Origin of the sequence: Variovorax sp. UC122_21 (assembly GCF_044056785.1) — a bacterium.
Lineage (GTDB): Bacteria > Pseudomonadota > Gammaproteobacteria > Burkholderiales > Burkholderiaceae_C > Variovorax.
The window spans coordinates 4,027,571-4,043,413 of the sequence record NZ_CP172004.1 but is presented as its reverse complement, the minus strand read 5'-3'; the positions used below and the strand labels follow the sequence as shown (position 1 = coordinate 4,043,413).

At 71.2% G+C, this 15,843-nt stretch carries 17 protein-coding genes; 6 read left to right on the top strand and 11 right to left on the bottom strand.

The features are described from left to right. Positions 1-166: 166 nt before the first annotated feature. A complete protein-coding gene (locus ACHMXE_RS31630; protein WP_395348010.1) occupies positions 167-1,045 on the bottom strand; it encodes a branched-chain amino acid ABC transporter permease in 879 nt (292 codons plus the stop codon). After that, on the bottom strand, positions 1,045-1,938 hold the full coding sequence (locus ACHMXE_RS31625; RefSeq protein ID WP_395348008.1) for an ABC transporter ATP-binding protein: 894 nt from the start codon (positions 1,936-1,938) through the stop codon (positions 1,045-1,047). Before ACHMXE_RS31625 ends, ACHMXE_RS31630 begins: the two co-directional genes overlap by 1 nt. Before the next feature lie 210 nt (positions 1,939-2,148). Here ACHMXE_RS31625 and ACHMXE_RS31620 point away from each other — a divergent pair, with 210 nt between their 5' ends. The 4 genes from ACHMXE_RS31620 (at position 2,149) to arfB (ending at position 5,557) form a co-directional block, all read left to right on the top strand. Beyond that, positions 2,149-2,859, top strand: a complete 711-nt coding sequence (locus ACHMXE_RS31620; RefSeq protein WP_395348006.1) for a TetR/AcrR family transcriptional regulator — start codon at positions 2,149-2,151, stop codon at positions 2,857-2,859. A gap of 27 nt (positions 2,860-2,886) precedes the next feature. Continuing rightward, on the top strand, positions 2,887-3,681 hold the full coding sequence (locus ACHMXE_RS31615; RefSeq protein ID WP_395348005.1) for an enoyl-CoA hydratase/isomerase family protein: 795 nt from the start codon (positions 2,887-2,889) through the stop codon (positions 3,679-3,681). 43 nt (positions 3,682-3,724) lie between these two features. Then, a complete protein-coding gene (locus ACHMXE_RS31610; RefSeq protein WP_395348004.1) occupies positions 3,725-4,909 on the top strand; it encodes an acetyl-CoA C-acyltransferase family protein in 1,185 nt (394 codons plus the stop codon). Positions 4,910-5,143: 234 nt separating this feature from the next. Next, positions 5,144-5,557 (top strand): alternative ribosome rescue aminoacyl-tRNA hydrolase ArfB, encoded by a 414-nt coding sequence (gene arfB / locus ACHMXE_RS31605; protein WP_296777995.1) that lies wholly within the window; start codon positions 5,144-5,146, stop codon positions 5,555-5,557. Here the strand turns inward: arfB and ACHMXE_RS31600 are convergent. Beyond that, positions 5,523-6,059, bottom strand: a complete 537-nt coding sequence (locus tag ACHMXE_RS31600) for a hypothetical protein (RefSeq protein ID WP_395348003.1) — start codon at positions 6,057-6,059, stop codon at positions 5,523-5,525. The two genes, arfB and ACHMXE_RS31600, sit on opposite strands and share 35 nt — an antisense overlap. Positions 6,060-6,414: 355 nt before the next feature. Between ACHMXE_RS31600 and ACHMXE_RS31595 the strand changes: the two genes are divergently transcribed. Then, positions 6,415-6,765, top strand: a complete 351-nt coding sequence (locus ACHMXE_RS31595) for a DUF3299 domain-containing protein (protein ID WP_395348002.1) — start codon at positions 6,415-6,417, stop codon at positions 6,763-6,765. Between the two features lie 23 nt (positions 6,766-6,788). Here the strand turns inward: ACHMXE_RS31595 and ACHMXE_RS31590 are convergent, their stop codons facing one another. From ACHMXE_RS31590 to ACHMXE_RS31575, 4 genes are all read right to left on the bottom strand, one after another. Continuing rightward, positions 6,789-7,676: a LysR substrate-binding domain-containing protein gene (locus ACHMXE_RS31590; RefSeq protein ID WP_395348001.1), complete on the bottom strand. Its 888-nt coding sequence runs from the start codon at positions 7,674-7,676 to the stop codon at positions 6,789-6,791. A 10-nt stretch (positions 7,677-7,686) separates the two neighbouring features. Continuing rightward, positions 7,687-9,432 carry a SulP family inorganic anion transporter gene (locus ACHMXE_RS31585; RefSeq protein ID WP_395347999.1) on the bottom strand — a complete coding sequence of 582 codons (1,746 nt, stop codon included), beginning with the start codon at positions 9,430-9,432 and terminating at the stop codon, positions 7,687-7,689. 149 nt (positions 9,433-9,581) lie between these two features. Beyond that, a complete protein-coding gene (locus tag ACHMXE_RS31580; RefSeq protein WP_395347997.1) occupies positions 9,582-10,037 on the bottom strand; it encodes a DUF2501 domain-containing protein in 456 nt (151 codons plus the stop codon). A gap of 82 nt (positions 10,038-10,119) precedes the next feature. Beyond that, on the bottom strand, positions 10,120-11,466 hold the full coding sequence (locus ACHMXE_RS31575) for a M20/M25/M40 family metallo-hydrolase (protein ID WP_395347996.1): 1,347 nt from the start codon (positions 11,464-11,466) through the stop codon (positions 10,120-10,122). A gap of 150 nt (positions 11,467-11,616) precedes the next feature. Here ACHMXE_RS31575 and ACHMXE_RS31570 point away from each other — a divergent pair, with 150 nt between their 5' ends. Further along, positions 11,617-12,510: a LysR substrate-binding domain-containing protein gene (locus ACHMXE_RS31570; RefSeq protein WP_395347995.1), complete on the top strand. Its 894-nt coding sequence runs from the start codon at positions 11,617-11,619 to the stop codon at positions 12,508-12,510. A 13-nt stretch (positions 12,511-12,523) separates the two neighbouring features. Here the strand turns inward: ACHMXE_RS31570 and ACHMXE_RS31565 are convergent, their stop codons facing one another. The 4 genes from ACHMXE_RS31565 to ACHMXE_RS31550 all read right to left on the bottom strand — a co-directional run bounded on the left by ACHMXE_RS31565 (position 12,524) and on the right by ACHMXE_RS31550 (position 15,768). Beyond that, positions 12,524-13,747 (bottom strand): beta-ketoacyl-[acyl-carrier-protein] synthase family protein, encoded by a 1,224-nt coding sequence (locus ACHMXE_RS31565; RefSeq protein ID WP_395347994.1) that lies wholly within the window; start codon positions 13,745-13,747, stop codon positions 12,524-12,526. Beyond that, entirely contained in the window at positions 13,744-13,986 is a 243-nt protein-coding gene (locus tag ACHMXE_RS31560; RefSeq protein ID WP_057597863.1) for an acyl carrier protein, read from the bottom strand. The genes ACHMXE_RS31565 and ACHMXE_RS31560 overlap by 4 nt, the downstream gene beginning before the upstream one ends. A gap of 138 nt (positions 13,987-14,124) precedes the next feature. Beyond that, a complete protein-coding gene (locus tag ACHMXE_RS31555) occupies positions 14,125-14,817 on the bottom strand; it encodes a phosphatase PAP2 family protein (protein ID WP_395347993.1) in 693 nt (230 codons plus the stop codon). A gap of 54 nt (positions 14,818-14,871) precedes the next feature. Beyond that, positions 14,872-15,768, bottom strand: a complete 897-nt coding sequence (locus ACHMXE_RS31550; RefSeq protein ID WP_395347992.1) for an AraC family transcriptional regulator — start codon at positions 15,766-15,768, stop codon at positions 14,872-14,874. Positions 15,769-15,843: the final 75 nt, after the last annotated feature.

The following is a 15,843-nucleotide window of genomic DNA, read 5'->3' as shown; positions in this document are numbered from 1 at the left end:
CAGCGGTGGTGCCGGCCGATCGAGTGCGGCGCGTCAGGCGCGCGCCGGTGGGGTACTCCCCGCAGCGAAATAAAGGAGGAGCCCGAAGGGCGGGGGACATTCGCGGAGGGGAGTACCCCGCCGGCGTGAGCCCGCCCCGTACGTAACGAGAAAGAGAAGACCATCGTCAGAGCCTCTCGATCTCATGCGTACCGAACAGCCCGTAAGGCCGGATCATCAGCACGATCACCAGCACCACGAAGGTCGCGAGCAGCTTGTATTCGCCGCCGAGGTAGGACCCGGCCAGCGCCTCCGCCAGCCCGATGAAGAGACCGCCCACCAGCGCGCCGAGCACGCTGTCCAGCCCGCCCACGATCACCACCACCAGCACCGAGAGACCGAAGATCCCCATCGACGAGGAGATGCCGCCGATCGCGCCGACCACGATGCCCGCGACCGCCGCGATCATGGCCGAGGCCACCCAGGCCAGCGAGAACACGCGCGGCACGTTGATGCCCATCATGTAGGCCGCGCCCTGGTCCGACGCCGTGGCACGCAAGGCCACGCCGCCGCGCCAGAAGCGGAACAGCAGCAGCACCAGCACGATCAGCACCAGCGCCGCGAGCGCGCCGTAGGCCACCTTGGGCGCGAGGAAAGCTTCGCCCACCATCACCGGCGCGCTCGGCATGAACTCGGGCAGCCGGCGCTGGTCGGCGGTCCAGACGATCTCGACCAGGCCCACCAGCACCGAGGCCAGGCCCACCGTCACCATGAAGGCCGAGATCGGCGGCTCGCCCAGCAGCGGGCGGATCATCGTGCGCTCGATCACCGCGCCCAGCAGGCCCGTGCCCAGCACCGAGCCCAGCACCGCGAGCCAGATCGGCAGCGAGAAGGTCGCGGCGAAGGCGAAGAACAGGTAGGCGCCGATCATCAGCATCTCGCCGATCGCGATGTTGACCACCCGCGTCGCCTTGTAGACCAGCACGAAGGCCAGCGCAGCCAGCGCATAGAGCCCGCCGCCGGCCAGGCCGGTCAGCGCGATCTCGAACAGGTAGGCCCAATCCATCACGCCACCGCCGTTGCCGTTGCCGCGGTGGCCGCCGCCTGGCCGCGCAGCCTGCGCCGCAGCTCGCCCACGTCGCCCGCGCCCAGGTAGGCACGCACCACCTCGGGATCGGCCTGCACCTGCGCCGGCGTGCCCTGCGCGATCACCTGGCCGAAGTTGAGCACCACCACGTGGTCCGACAGGTCCATCACCATCCCCATGTCGTGCTCCACCATCAGCACCGTGATGCCCCATTCGCGCCGCACGTCGAGGATGAAGCGCGCCATGTCCTCGGTCTCCTCGCGGTTCATGCCGGCCACCGGTTCGTCGAGCATCAGCACCTTGGGCCGCATTGCGAGCGCGCGCGCCATCTCCACGCGCTTTTGCAAACCGTAGGGCAGGGCGGCCACGCTGGCATGGCGGATGTGGTCGATCTCGAGGAAGTCGATGATCCGCTCCTCGATGTCGCGGCGCAGCTCGGCCTCCTCGCGGCGCGCGCGGCCCAGGTAGAACAGCGCGTCGAACACGTTGGCCTTCAGGTGCACGTGACGGCCGAGCTTGATGTTGTCGAGCACCGTCATGCCGCGAAACAGCGCGATGTTCTGGAAGCTGCGCGCCAGCCCGAGCGCGGCGCGCCTGGGCGCCGGCAGCCGCGTGATGTCCGCGCCCTCGAAGACCACGCGGCCGGCAGTCGGCCGGTAGAAGCCCGAGACCGTGTTGAACAGCGAGGTCTTGCCCGCGCCGTTGGGGCCGATCACCGCGGTGATCGAGCCGGGCTGCACGTCGAAGCCCACGCCGCTGAGAGCCTTCACGCCGCCGAAAGCCAAGGTGAGCGCCTCCACGCGCAGCACGGGCGCGGCGGCGCTTCCGTCGGCGGGCGAGGTGGCGCGCGGGCGCTCGGTGTCGGCGTGCATGGCGTCGAATCGTGTCCTGTGTCCGGGCTTCTGGACGAGAAGAGAAAAAAGCAAGTGAGCGATGCGTCGCCGCCTCAGGGTTCCTCCGGCATCCGCATCGCGGGCTACTTGCCCGTAGAATTTCTACTCCTCGGTAACGTCCGCGATCTTCCAGACGCGACTTCGCCGCGGCATCAGGACTTACCCCTGCGCGCAAACCCGGATCGCCCCATGACCCTCACCAAGCGCCGTGCCTCCGCCGCCAAGGCCTCTGCCATCGAGGCCGCCGACGAATCGCCCTGGGTGCCCTCGGCCCAGCGCGCGATGCAGCGCGAACTCAAGCGCCAGGCCGTACTGCAGACGGCGGCGCAGCTGTTCAACGAGCGCGGCTTCCACGCCACCTCGCTCGACGACATCGCCGAGCGGCTGCACGTGACCAAGCCCACGCTCTACTACTACGTGAAGAGCAAGGACGACATCCTGCTCGAGTGCGTGCGTGCCGCGCTGGGCATGATGCAGGAGGGCATCGACGAGGTGCGCCGCAACGGCGGCCGCGCGCTCGACCAGCTCATGGCCTGCATGCGCAGCTACTCGGCCATCGTCTGCGAGGAGTTCGGCAAGTGCGTGATCCGCATCGGCGAGGACCCGCTGCCCGAGCCGCTCAAGAAGGAGCTGCGCCGCCTCAAGGCCGGCATCGACCATGAGTTCCGCCGCCTGATCGACGAGGGCATCGCCGAGGGCTCGATCGCGCCCTGCGACTCGAAGATGGCCGCCTTCATGCTGGCCGGCGCGCTGAGCTGGATCGGCCGCTGGTACCGGCGCGACGGCGACCTCACGCCCGAGCAGATCGCCGACCAGGCGATCGCGCTCTTGCTCAACGGCGTGCTGCAGCAGGTGCCCGTGGCACCGGCGCGGCGCAAGCCGCGCGCGACCGCCGCCTGAACTTCCCATGCCATGGAGCCGACAACGATGACCGACACCACCACCCCCGACACCCCGCTCGAGATCGGCCGCGAAGGCGCGGTCGCCACGCTGCGCTTCAACCGCCCCGCGGCACTCAATGCCATCGACGTACCGATGGCGCAGGCCTTCCTCGCGGCGGTGCGCGCCATCGCGGCCGACCGCTCGATGCGCGCGGTGCTGCTGAGTGGCGCCGGCAAGGGCTTCATGGCCGGTGGCGACCTCGCGCTGCTGAGCGCCGATCCGCAGGGCGGCGCGGCCGCGCTGATCGGCCCGCTGCACGAGGCGCTGGAAGTGCTCGCCACCATCGACGCCCCGGTGGTCGCGCAGGTGCACGGCGTGGCGGCCGGCGCGGGCCTGAGCCTGATGCTGCAGGCCGACTTCGTGCTCGCGGCCGAGGGCACGCGCTTCAACCTGGCCTACGTCAACATCGGCGCGAGCTGCGATGTCGGCGCCTCGTGGGCGCTGCCGCGCTGGGTCGGGCTGCGCCGCGCGCTCGAGATCGCGATGCTCGGCGACATGCTCGAAGCGGCCGAGGCCGAGCGCATCGGCCTCATCAACCGCGTGCTGCCGGCCGATGCGCTGGCCGGCGAGGCGATGGCGCTGGCGCAGCGCCTGGCCAACGGGCCGACGGTGGCGCTGGGCCAGTTGCGGCGGCTGATGCGCGGCAGCTTCGAGCGTGAGCTGCCGGCGCAGCTCGCCGCCGAGTCGGCGGCCTTCCAGGTCTGCGCCGCGAGCCAGGATTTCCGCAGCGGCGTCGACGCCTTCTTCGCCAAGAAGCCGGCGCGCTTCGAAGGCCGCTGATCCCTTTTTCCCTTTTCTCGTTCATTTCATCCAGGAGCAGTTCATGACCTCTCGCGAGATCTTCGTCGTCGGCAGCGCCCGCACGGCCATCGGCACCTTCGGCGGTTCGCTGAAGGACGTGCCCAACACCCAGCTGGCCACCACCGCGGTCAAGGCCGCGATCGAGCGCAGCGGCGTCGCGCCCGCGGCCATCGGCCACGTGGTGATGGGCAACGTGATTCCCACCGACACCAAGGACGCCTATCTCAGCCGCGTCGCCGCCATCGATGCCGGCTGCCCGATCGAGACGCCGGCCTTCAACGTCAACCGCCTCTGCGGCTCGGGCCTGCAGGCCATCGTCTCGGCGGCGCAGGCGATCGCGCTCGGCGACTGCGACATCGCGATCGGCGGCGGCTCCGAATCGATGAGCCGCGGCCCGTACTTCGACACCGCCGCGCGCTACGGCGCGCGCATGGGCGACGTGCAGCTGCTCGACTACATGCTCGGCATCCTCCACGACCCGTGGGAGAAGATCCACATGGGCATCACGGCCGAGAACGTGGCCGCGCGCTACGGCATCACGCGCGAGCAGCAGGATGCGCTGGCCGTGTCCAGCCAGCAGCGTGCCGCGGCCGCCATCGCCGCGGGCCGCTTCAAGGAGCAGATCGTTCCGGTCGAGGTCAGGACGCGCAAGGGCGTGGTGCTGTTCGACACCGACGAGCACGTGCGCGCCGACACCACGGTCGAGACGCTCGCCAAGATGAAGCCGGCCTTCAAGAAGGACGGCCTGGTCACGGCCGGCAATGCCTCGGGCATCAACGACGGCGCCGCCGCGCTGGTGCTGGCCGAGGGCGCGCGCGCCAAGGCCGAGGGCCTGAAGCCGCTCGCGCGGCTCGTGGGCTATGCGCACGCGGGCGTGGAGCCGGCCTACATGGGCATCGGCCCGGTGCCGGCCACGCGCAAGGTGCTCGAGCGCACCGGCCTCAAGGTGAGCGACTTCGACGTCATCGAGTCGAACGAGGCCTTCGCGGCCCAGGCCTGCGCGGTGATCCAGGAGCTGGGCTTCGACCCGGCCAAGGTCAATCCCAACGGTTCGGGCATCTCGCTGGGCCACCCGGTGGGCGCCACGGGCGCGATCATCGCGGTGAAGGCGATCGCCGAGCTGCACCGCGTGCAGGGCCGCTATGCGCTGGTCACGATGTGCATCGGCGGCGGGCAAGGCATCGCCGCGGTGTTCGAGCGCGTCTGATCGCGGGGCGAGGAACAGAAGCCGGGGTGTGGCGGCATCCTCCACAAGGAGGAGGACCCGACGCCATGCCCTCGCTAATCTTCTGCCTGCCCGGAGAGGAGGAGCGAGTGATCGAGGAGAGGACTCCGGGTGTGTGCAGCGCGTCGGGCGGGGTGGTCTGCCCGACGCGACATGCCTCTCACCACACCGCTCTGCCTTGCTTCCCGCTTCGCCGCACCGCGCACAATGCAGCCCGTGCAGCGCCATCCCCCCATCCTCGTCGACGAATCCGAGATCGATTTCAGCGCGATCCGTGCCCAGGGCGCGGGCGGGCAGAACGTCAACAAGGTCTCGAGCGCGGTCCATCTGCGCTACGACATCCGCGCGAGCTCGCTGCCCGAGGACCTGAAGGAACGGCTGCTCGCGCTGCGCGACAGCCGCATCACGCAGGAGGGCGTGCTGGTGCTCAAGGCCCAGCAGCACCGCAGCCAGGAGATGAACCGCGCCGATGCCATCGCGCGCCTGCAGGCAGTTGTCGACAGCGTGGCGACGGTGCCGCGCGCGCGGCGCGCCACCAAGCCCACCTACGGTTCGAAGCAGCGCCGGCTCGAAGGCAAGAGCCAGCGCTCGCAGGTCAAGAGCCTGCGCGGACCGGTCCGGGGGGACTGAGCGGCGCCGTGCCGCCGCGCAGCCGCCGGATCTGCAGGGTCAGGCCCACCGCATAGAGCACCAGCAGCACGCCGGTGATCGCCTTGAGTTCGGGCGCATCGGGGCTCGCCAGCAGCGGCGCGCCGAGCGGCAGCCGCGTCAGCGTCTCGGTGAAGGTCGGAATCCAGTGGAACATGAAGGTGGCCGAGTAGGCCGCCAGCTCGGCATGGCGCGCGAAGCGCCCGAACAGCCGTCCGCGCCCGGCCTGGAAGCCGATGGCCAGCGCCAGCAGGGTCACGATGCCCAGCACGTGCGGCCGGCCGAAGCCGCCATGCTGGAAGATGCCGAAGCCCGTGAGGCAGGTCAGCACCGTGGTCCAGACGTAGAGCCGGCCGAGCCCGGTGCGCCAGGAGATCTCCTTGTGGCGGATCAGGGCCAGCGCCCCGGCCGCCAGCGCCACCAGGCTGATCGCCGTATGGACGATCCCCAACGAAGTCAACCCCAGCCAGACCGTTGCCGCCATGTGCTGCTCCTCATGTTTCGTGGTGCGCGCGATTCTGTCGTGTTCGGCCGGTTTTGGGGAGGGCCGGTTAAGTCCTGCTTAAACCTGCGTCATGGCGCTGCTTGCACAATCGAGCCCATGACCGCTTTCCCATGCACTGGCGGCCCGCGCGGGCCGTCGCCCTCGCGCTGGCGCTGGCCGCGGGGCTGCTGGCCGGATGCGGACCCGAGCGTGCCGCGCCGGCCAGCGCGGCGGCCGGCGTGGCGCCCGAGCTCAAGTGGGAGGAACTGATCCCCCAAGAGCTGGGACCCGACCCAGCGCTACCGCAACATCAGCCCTCGAATCGCTGCGCGACAACGACCCGCGCGCGATCCAGATGCTCGACGAGATGCGCGCGGTCTGGGACAACGCGCCGGTGAACGTGGCGCTCGACGGCGTCGACGGCCGCCTGACCGGCTTCGTGGTGCCGCTGGACGCCTCGCCCGACGGCATTCGCGAGTTCCTGCTGGTGCCGTACTTCGGCGCCTGCATCCACACGCCGCCGCCGCCGGCCAACCAGATCGTGCGCGTGATCGCCCACGAGACGGTGAAGGGCCTGCATGCGATGGACACGGTGCACGTGCGCGGCACCCTGCGCGCGGCGCGCTACGCCTCGGCCGACATGGGCGTGAGCGGCTACGAGATCCGCTCGGCGGCGGTCGAGCCCTTCGTCGCCAAGGCGCAATAGGCGCAACAGGCGCGCGGCGCGGCTCAGTCCGCGAGCCGCTCGGCCAGGAAATCCAGAAACGAGGTGATGCGCGCCGACAGCTGCGTGTTGCGGTAGTAGACCGCGTTGACCGGCTGGCGCACGTCGACCGTGTCCCTGGCCAGCACCTGCACCAGCGCGCCGCTCGCGCGGTCGGCCGCGGTCATGAAGTCCGACAGGCACACCATGCCCACGCCGGCCAGTGCGAGCTGGCGCAGGGTCTCGCCGCTCGAGGCCGCGAGGCTGGGCGCGATCTGCCATTCGTCGCCGTGCGGGCCGCGCAGCGGCCAGCGGTTGAGCGACTCGGGCTGGGTGAAGCCCAGCAGCGTGTGCGTGGCGAGCTCCTCCACCTTGCGCGGCCGGCCGTGGGCCTCGAGGTAGGCCGGGCTCGCGAGCACGCGCAGCCGGTGCGTGCCCAGCGGCCGCGCATGCAGCGTGGAGTCGCGCAGCGGACCGATGCGGATCGCGATGTCGGTGCGGCGCTCGAGCAGGTCGATCGGCAGGTCGTCGGTGTCGAGCTCGAGCTCGATCTGCGGATAGCGGCGGCGGAACTCGGCCACCAGCGGCACCACCGCATGCAGCATGTAGGGCGAGGCGGCATTCACGCGAAGCCGGCCCGCGGGCTGCTCGCGGCGCGAGGCCATCTGCTCCTCGGCCTCGTCGATGGCGTCGAGGATGCTGCGGGTGCGCTGCAGGAAGGCCGCGCCTTCCTCGGTCAGCTCGAGCCGCCGGGTGGTGCGGCGCAGCAGCGTGGTGGCCAGCTTCTGCTCGAGCCGGCTCAGCGCGCGGCTCACGCCCGAGACCGTCTGCGAGAGCTGCTCGGCCGCGGCCGTGATCGAGCCGGTGTCGACCACGGTGCGGAAGGCCAGCAGTTCCTCGATCGTGGTCTTCATGGGCGCTCGCTCAGTGCGCGACCCGGGCCTCGGCCTCGGCCGGCACCGGCACCTCGATGCGCGGCACCAGCGCCGCCAGCGCCTCGCCGTCGGTGCGGTAGCTGAACAAGAGCGGCCCCGGCGCCAGCAGGCCGGCGCGTTCCAGCACCTGCATCGCGGGCAGCTTGAGGCCGCTCAGGTGCAGCCGCACGCCGCGCGACTCGAGCATGCGGCGGATCGAGCCGAACACCTCGGCGCCCGTGATGTCGATGCGGTTGATCGGCTGGGCGAACAGGCACACGTCGGTGAGGTCGGGCCGGTCGGCCAGCGCCACCGTGAGCGCGCGCTCGAGCGTGGAGGCCGAGGCGAAGTCGAGCTCGGCGTCCATGCGCAGCGCATGCAGGTGCGGCGCCAGCGGCGGCAGCTTCCACAGGTGGCGGTCGCGCAGGCTGCCGTCGGGATGCAGGCCGACCTCGATGATGCGCGGATGCAGGTGGCGGTACATGTAGTTCGCCAGGCTCGCGAGCAGGCCGCCGAGCACGCCCCAGTAGATGCTGGGTGCGGTCGCGATGGTGAGCACGAAGGTGCCGATGGCGATGCCGGCCTCGAGCCGCGAGATGCGCCACAGCGCGGTGAAGCTCGAGGGCTTGACCAGCCCGAGGATGGCCGTCACCACCACCGAGGCCAGCACCGCCTGCGGCACGTGGTAGAGCAGCGGCATCAGCCACAGCAGCGCGCCGGCCACCACCACCACGCTGAACAGCGTGGCCCAGCCGGTCTGCGCGCCGGCGTAGAGCGTGATCGCCGAGCGCGAGAACGAGGAGCTGGTGGGAAAGGCGCCGGTGAAGCCCGAGGCCAGCTTGGCCAGGCCCTGGCCGATCAGGTCCTGGTTCTCGTTCCACAGCGTGCCGGCGCGCGCGTTGTCGACCTTGGCGCTCGAGGCAGTCTCGAGGAAGCTCACCAGCGTGATCATCAGCGCCGGCAGCACCAGCGCGCTGAAGGTGCCGGCCGGCAGCAGGCCGGGCCAGTAGAAATCGGGCAGGCCCGAGGGCAGGCTGCCGACCACCGCGCCGCCGCGCAGCGCATAGCTGATGCCCCAGCTCAGCGCGGCCGCGCCGGCCACCAGCGCCATGGTGGTGGGAAAGCGTGGCACGAAGCGCTTGCCCAGCCACAGCACGGCGATGCCGCCGAGGCCGAAGGCGATGGCCGTGAGGTCGGGCAGCGGGCCGTCGCCGCTGAGCACCTGCGGGATGGTGCGCCCGGTGAAGCCCAGGAGCGCCGGCAGCTGCGAGATCGCGATCAGCACCGCCGCGCCCTGCGTGAAGCCGATCAGCACCGGCGAGTTCACCAGCCTCAGCATCCAGCCGAAGCCGCCCGCGCCCAGCACGATCTGGATCGCGCCCGACATCAGCGTGAGCCACACCGCCATCGCCACCCATTCGGGGCTGCCGGCCACCGCCAGCGGCGCGAGCGAGGCACCCACGAGCAGGCTGGTGAGCGCGGTCGGCCCGACCGACAGCCGCTGCGAGGAACTGAACATCACGGCGATCAGCGCCGGGAACAGCGCCGCGTAGACGCCGGTGACCAGCGGCATGCCCGCGAGCGCGGCATAGGCCACGCCCTGCGGGATCACCATCAGCGCGACGGTGATGCCGGCCATCGCCTCGCCGCGCAGCAGGGTGGCGGAGGGGCGCGGCCAGCCCAGGCAGGGAACCCAGCGCGCCAGGCGCTGGCGCAGGGAGGGGGAGGAAGCGGAAGTGGCGGGTGGCGGCGTCATGGAAAGCGGGCGGTCGCGCACGCGGGGCGTGGGCGGGCGCGGCGGGGAAACGAAAGGGGAGGGCGGAAATGCCGCGACCGCCCGATGTTAAGTGCGCCGCCTCGCCGCGGGCAGCGCGGTTTACCCCGGGCGCGACGCGCGGCGCGCCCTCAGAGCAGCCTGGTGGCGTTCTTCAGCACGTAATCGCAGCCCTTTTCCTTGACCTTCGAGCTCAGCAGCTTGAAGTTGAGCGTCTGGCCGTCGCCGCCCTTGAGCAGTCCCTTGGCGCCGCTCGCGAAGCCGCTCTGCTGCTGCTTCTGGCCGGTGATCTTGGCCAGCAGCTTGTCCTTGACCGAGGCCGCGTCGCCGCCGCCCAGGTAGTTGTTCTTGATGCAGTACTGCAGCACGCCGGCCGCGTTGCCTACGGTGCTGTTGCCGATCGCGGGCATCGAGAAGCCGAAGTTCTCGGCCAGCCCGCCGGCGCCGCTGCTGCCGCTGTTGCCGGCGCTGGTCGCCGCGCCGCCGCCCATCTGGTTCTTGAGCTGGTCGAGCAGCTTCGATTCGGCGTTCGCCGAGGCGCCGGCCGCGAGCAGGGCGAGCGCGATCAGGGGGGAACGGAACTTCATGGCGACCTCCTTGGTGCGAATGGATATGCGGGCACAGCATACGCCGCCGCGGTGGCGCGAGGAGGTCGCCGATCGGTCCCTTTCAGCGCGTGCGCGCGGGCCGCTTCGGCAGCAGCGGCTCGCTCACGCCCGCCACGCCGACCAGGCCGAGCACCGTCACCAGCGAGTTCTGCGCGCCCTTCCAGCCGTCGGTCACGTCGATCCATTCGCTGAGCGCGTGGAAGCCGCCGGTCTTGCCGCCGCCGCCGACGATGATCGCGGGGATGCCCAGCGCCATCGGCACGTTGGCGTCGGTGCTGGCGCCGGTCAGCAGCGTCTTGTGGCCGAAGGCCGCGTTGGCGCGCGTGGCGGCCTCGACGATCACCGAATCGGGCGGCGTGCGGCCGCCCGGACGGTCGCCGATCAGCTTGGTGCTCACGCTCAGCGTGTTCACGTTCCAGCGCTTGTTCTCCTCGGCCACCGCTTCGTCGAGCGTGGCGAGGATCTTCTTCTCTGCTTCGAGCAGCGAGCCCATGTCGTCGGAGCGGATGTCGATCGCCATGCGCGCGTCGGGCGCGATGGTGTTGACCGAGGTGCCGCCGCCGACCGTGCCGACCGTGAAGGTGGTCTTGGGGAAGCTGGGCGTGCGCACCTCGGCGATCTTGGCGATGGCGCGGCCCATGCCGTGGATCGCGCTGGGTACCTGGCCGAAGGCGCCGTAGCTGTGGCCGCCCGGGCCCTTGAAGCTGACCTCGTAGCGGTGGCTGCCGGTGCCGAGGATCAGCACCGTGCCGTCGGCCGCCGGCTCGAGGCCGACCATGCCGTCGATGTCGAGGTGGTCGCGGAAGATCGCCTTCATGCCGCGCAGGTTGCCCAGTTCCTCCTCGCCGACGTTGCCGACGAACAGCAGGTCGCCCTGGGTCTGGACCTTGTTGTCGTTGAGCACCTTGAGCCAGGACAGCAGCACCGACAGGCCGCGCGTGTCGTCGGAGATCCCCGGGGCGTAGAGCTTGCCGTCGCGTTCCTTGACCTTCACGTCGGTGCCGGCGGGGAACACGGTGTCGAGGTGGGCCGAGACCAGCAGCTTCGGGCCGTTGCCGGTGCCCTTGCGCAGCCCGACCACGTTGCCCTCGGCGTCGATCTTCGCGTCCGCCAGGCCCAGCGCCTTCATGCGTGCGAGGAAGGCCTCGGCGCGCTTCTGTTCCTTGAAGGGCGGCGCCTCGATCTCGGTCAGCAGCTTCAGGTCCTCGACCGAGCGCTCGTGGTCGGCCTTGACCGCCTCGAGCAGCTTCTGGACCGCGGGCGCGGCCATCAGCTGCGTGTAGGCCTTGTCGACCTCGGGCCGCACCTGCGGCGGGTTGGCGATGGCGCCGCCCTGGGCGAAGGCCGCGCCGGCGGCGCAGAGAAGGGCGAGGGCGATGGGAGCGAGGCGAAACGACGAGCGGGGCATGCGGGGGGTCCGGGCGATGGAAGTCTGGGGTTGAAAGAAAAACCGTCGTGTCATCGATTCGTGACGACGGGCCGCCGGCGATTCTTATCGGGGGATGAGCATCGCGCTCGGGTTTAATCTTCTTCGCTGTCAGTTTTTCTAACGATGACGATGAAACGCCACATCCCGAGCACGCGCGCGTTGCTGGTCTTCGACGCGGTCGCGCGCCACCACGGCGTGAGCCGCGCCGCCGAGGAGCTGTGCCTCACGCACAGCGCCGTGAGCCAGCAGCTGCGGCTGCTCGAGACCCAGATCGGCGTGCGGCTGGTGCAGCGTTCCGCGCGCGGCACCACGCTGACCGAGGCCGGCCGCCGCTACCACGGCCAGATCGCGGGCGACCTGCTGCGGCTGCAGGACCACACGCTCGAGGCCATGGCGCGGCGCACCGACGGCCTGCGGCTGATCGTGGGCGCGGTGCCGGTGCTGGCCGAGGGCTGGCTGCTGCCGCGGCTGCCGGGCTTCACCGCGCGCCAGCCGGGCTGCAGCCTGCACCTGCAGGTGTTCCCGACGCTGCTCTACATGGAGGACATGCCCTTCGATGTCGGCGTGCAGTACGACGACGCCGTGTGGCCGGGCGCCGAGGCGCGGCCGCTGATGCCCGAGGCCTGCGTGGCGGTCTGCGCGCCCGGCGCGGCCGGCCGGGACCGGATGGCGCGCGGCGATTTCCGCGACGCGCGCCTGCTTCATCTGCGCACGCGGCTCGGCGCCTGGGAGGAGTGGTTCGCGCAGGCGCCGACCGCGACGCAGGCGCCCGACAACCTCGTCGCCGGCCATCGCTTCGACCTGTTCTCGATGCTGCTCGAGGCCGTGCGCGCCGACCTCGGCGTGGGCCTGGTGCCGCGCTATTTCGTGGAGCGCGCGCTGCGCTCGGGCGAACTGGCGCTGGCCTGCGCGCACGAGGCGCCGTCGCGCCGCGGCTACAGCGTGTTCGTGCCGCCGAACCGGGCGGCCGATCCGCTGGTGACGGCCTTCGTCGACTGGATCTGCGAGCTGCCCACCCCTTGAGCGGGACAGGGCCTCAGGCGCGGCGGAACAGCAGCACGGAGTTGGTGCCGCCGAAGGCGAAGGAGTTGCTGATCGCCGCCTCGAGCGCGGGCGCATCGGCGTCGCCTGCGGCCACCAGGTTCAGCGCGCAGTCGGGATCGACCAGGCCGCCGTTCACGTTGGGCGGCAGCCGGCGTTCGCGCAGCGCGAGGATGGTGATGACCGCCTCGAGCGCACCGGCGCCGCCGAGCAGGTGGCCATGCAGCGCCTTGGTCGAGCTGGTGCGCAAGCCGTCGAGATCGTCGCCCCAGACCGCGGCCAGCGCGTTGCGCTCCACCGCGTCGCCGATGCGGGTGGCGGTGCCGTGCGCGTTGCAGTAGCCCACGTCGCGCGGTGCCAGGCCGGCCTGGCGCAGGGCCGAACGCAGCGCGCGCGCCTGGCCGGGTGCGTCGGGCTTGGTGAGATGGGTGGCGTCGCTGCTCAGGCCCCAGCCCGCGAGCAGCGCATGGATGCGCGCGCCGCGCCGGCGTGCGCGTTCGGCCGACTCGAGCACCACGAAGGCCGCGCCCTCGCCGAGCGCGAAGCCGCTGCGGTCGGCCGCGAAGGGCCGGACCGCCCGCGCCGCCTCGCCGGGCTGGAAGCCGGCCAGCGTCATCATGGCCTGCCAGGCCAGCACCACGCCGGGCACGATCAGCGCTTCGCTGCCGCCCGCGATGGCCAGGTCGACCTCGCCGCGCTGGATCGCCTTGGCGGCCTCGGCGATCGCCACCGACGACGAGGCGCAGGCCACCGAGTAGGTGAGCACCGGGCCCAGCACGCCCTGGCGCATCGACACATGGGCCGCCGGCGCATCGGGCATGAAGGCCGGAATGGTCAGCGGCGACACGCGGCCGTTGCCGCGGTAGGCGGCCTCGAGCGCGGCCGCGCCGCCCATGCCGCAGCCGCCGTAGACGCCCACGCGCTCGGCATCGAGGCCGCTGTCGGCGAGGGCGGGAATGCCGGCATCGCGCATCGCGAGATCGGCGGCGGCCACCGCGAGCTGGCTCACGCGGTCGACGCCCGCGAGCTGCAGCTTGGTGAACCAGCGGCTCTCGTCGAAGGCGACGGTGGCGGCGGCGGCCGGCTTGGGGAGTTCGGGGAACACCGGCGCGATGGCCGAGCGGCCCTGCAGCAGGGCTTCGAACAGGGTGTCGGGATGGTCGCCGTGCGGGGCGACGACGCCCAGCCCGGTGACGGCGACCTCCGAGGGCGTGTTCACGCTGGCTTGGCGGCGCGGACCTTGTCGACCAGCACGGCCAGTTCGGCCAGCGTGTCGATGTTGGCGTCCTCGTCGGGCATGGTGATGCCGAAGTGGTCTTCGATGGCGAACAGGAATTCGGCCAGCGCCAGCGAATCGAGCCCGCCTTTCTCCCGCATGGAGGCATGGGGGTCGAGCGTCGACGGTTCGATGCCGTACTTCTCTTGGATCAGGTCCTGCAATTCCTTCAGCGAACTCATCGTGCGATGCCTGTGGTCTCTCTTGCCAGCCGCTGATCGATTGCAATCGATCCCTTCCTCGCTCGGCGTATGTCTAGGGTCGGTGAGCGCCAATGATATCCGCTCCCACCGCAGGGACATGCCGGCCGTAAGGGGGAATCAGCGTGCTCGGTAACCCGGACGCCAGCGCAGCGAGGGCAGCGCGAAGGCCAGGCCCAGCAGCGCGCCGGCCAGTGCATCGAGCGCCACGTGCTGCTTGACCGCCAGCGTCGACCAGGCGATGGCCGCGAACCACAGCCAGTTCAGCAGCCGCGGCCACAGCGGCGTGCGGGCCTCGCGCAGCACGTGCTCGAGCCGCACCGCGGTGAAGATCGCCACCGCCACGTGCATCGAGGGGCAGGCGTTGCCGGCCGCGTCCACGCCCTGCAGCATCTCGAAGCCCGGATAGCCCGAAACGTCGATGGCCAGAGGAGGTATCTGCGTCGGCCACAGATAGAACAGGCCCAGCCCGGTGAGGCACAGCCCGCCGACCCAGAGGCCGTAGACCAGCAGCTCGCGGAAGTTCGGCTGCAGCCCGGGCGCCACGCCCACGTAGAGCCACAGCGACAGGTAGGCGCCCAGGAAGTGCGGCTGGAACGGGACCAGCGCGTCGAGCGCCGTCAGCGGCATCACCGCGACCGGGAAGGCCGGGTTGCGCAGCAGGTGGAAGTAGCCAATGAAGAACAGCCAGGTGAAGACCGTGGTGCCGACCGCCTTCAGCAGGAACAGGCTGCGCACGCGGCGCCCGATCTCGGCGCCCCAGGTGGGCGTGGCCGGCGCGGCGGGCAGGGGCAGGGGGAGCGGTCGGTTCATGGCGGGGTGGCGGCGATCTTGCCAGAGCCCCGTGACCGCCCGGCGCAAAGCACCTCAGGCGTGGGCGGACGAGGGGCCGCGCTTGCGATGCTGGAACGAAGTCGGCGAGCGCCCGGTGGCGGCCTTGAACATCGCGCAGAAGGCGCTGTCGGTGGCGTAGCCACTGGCCGCCGCCACCTGGCTCACCGCCATGCCGCGTGCCAGCAGCGGCAGCGCATGCGCCATCACCGCCTGCTGGCGCCACTGCTGCCAGCTCATGCCGAGCTGGTCGCGGAACATGCGCGCCACCGTGCGCTCGCTGGCGCCGATGCTGGCGGCGCGTTCGGCCAGGGTGGCGCGGTCGGCCGGGTTGCGCAGCAGCGCCTCGCAGAGCTGGCGCAGCCGCTTGTCGGCGGGCAGCGGCACGTCGATGCGGATCTGCGTGGCGCGCTCGAGCTCGTCGACCAGCAGCGGCGCGATCATGCGTTCGCGCTGCGGCGCATGCGCGTCGGTGGGCGGCAGGCCGTCGGGCGTGGTGTCCAGCGCCAGCATCAGCGCGCGCAGCAGCGGGCTGATCTCGAGCACCTCGCATTTCTCCCAGGCCGGGCCCAGCCAGGCATGCAGGTAGATGGTGCGCAGCTCCGCGTCCTCGATCAGCATGATGCTGTGCGGCATGTCGGCCGGCACCCAGACCGCGCGCGAGGGCGGCACGATGTAGCTGCCGTCCTGGGTGTTGAGGCGGATCACGCCGCGGGTCGAGAAGGTGAGCTGCGGCCACGGATGCTGGTGCAGCTCGACGAAGGTGTCGGCGCTCAGGAAGTGTTCCTTGGCGCGCAGCGGCCGCACCGCGTCGGGCGCGTACAGGTGCGGCGTGAGCGAGGCCACGCTGGTGACCGGCGCGGGCACCGGGGCCGCGCGCGGCTTGTCGGGGCGCACGGCGCCGTCCGCAGGGGTGGGGGGCTCGCTTGGCATAGTTTCGACAAATGTTGTCGCGGTATCGCCATTCTGCCGCCGGGCCCGGACATAGCATCGGGGCTTGCCCCGGTT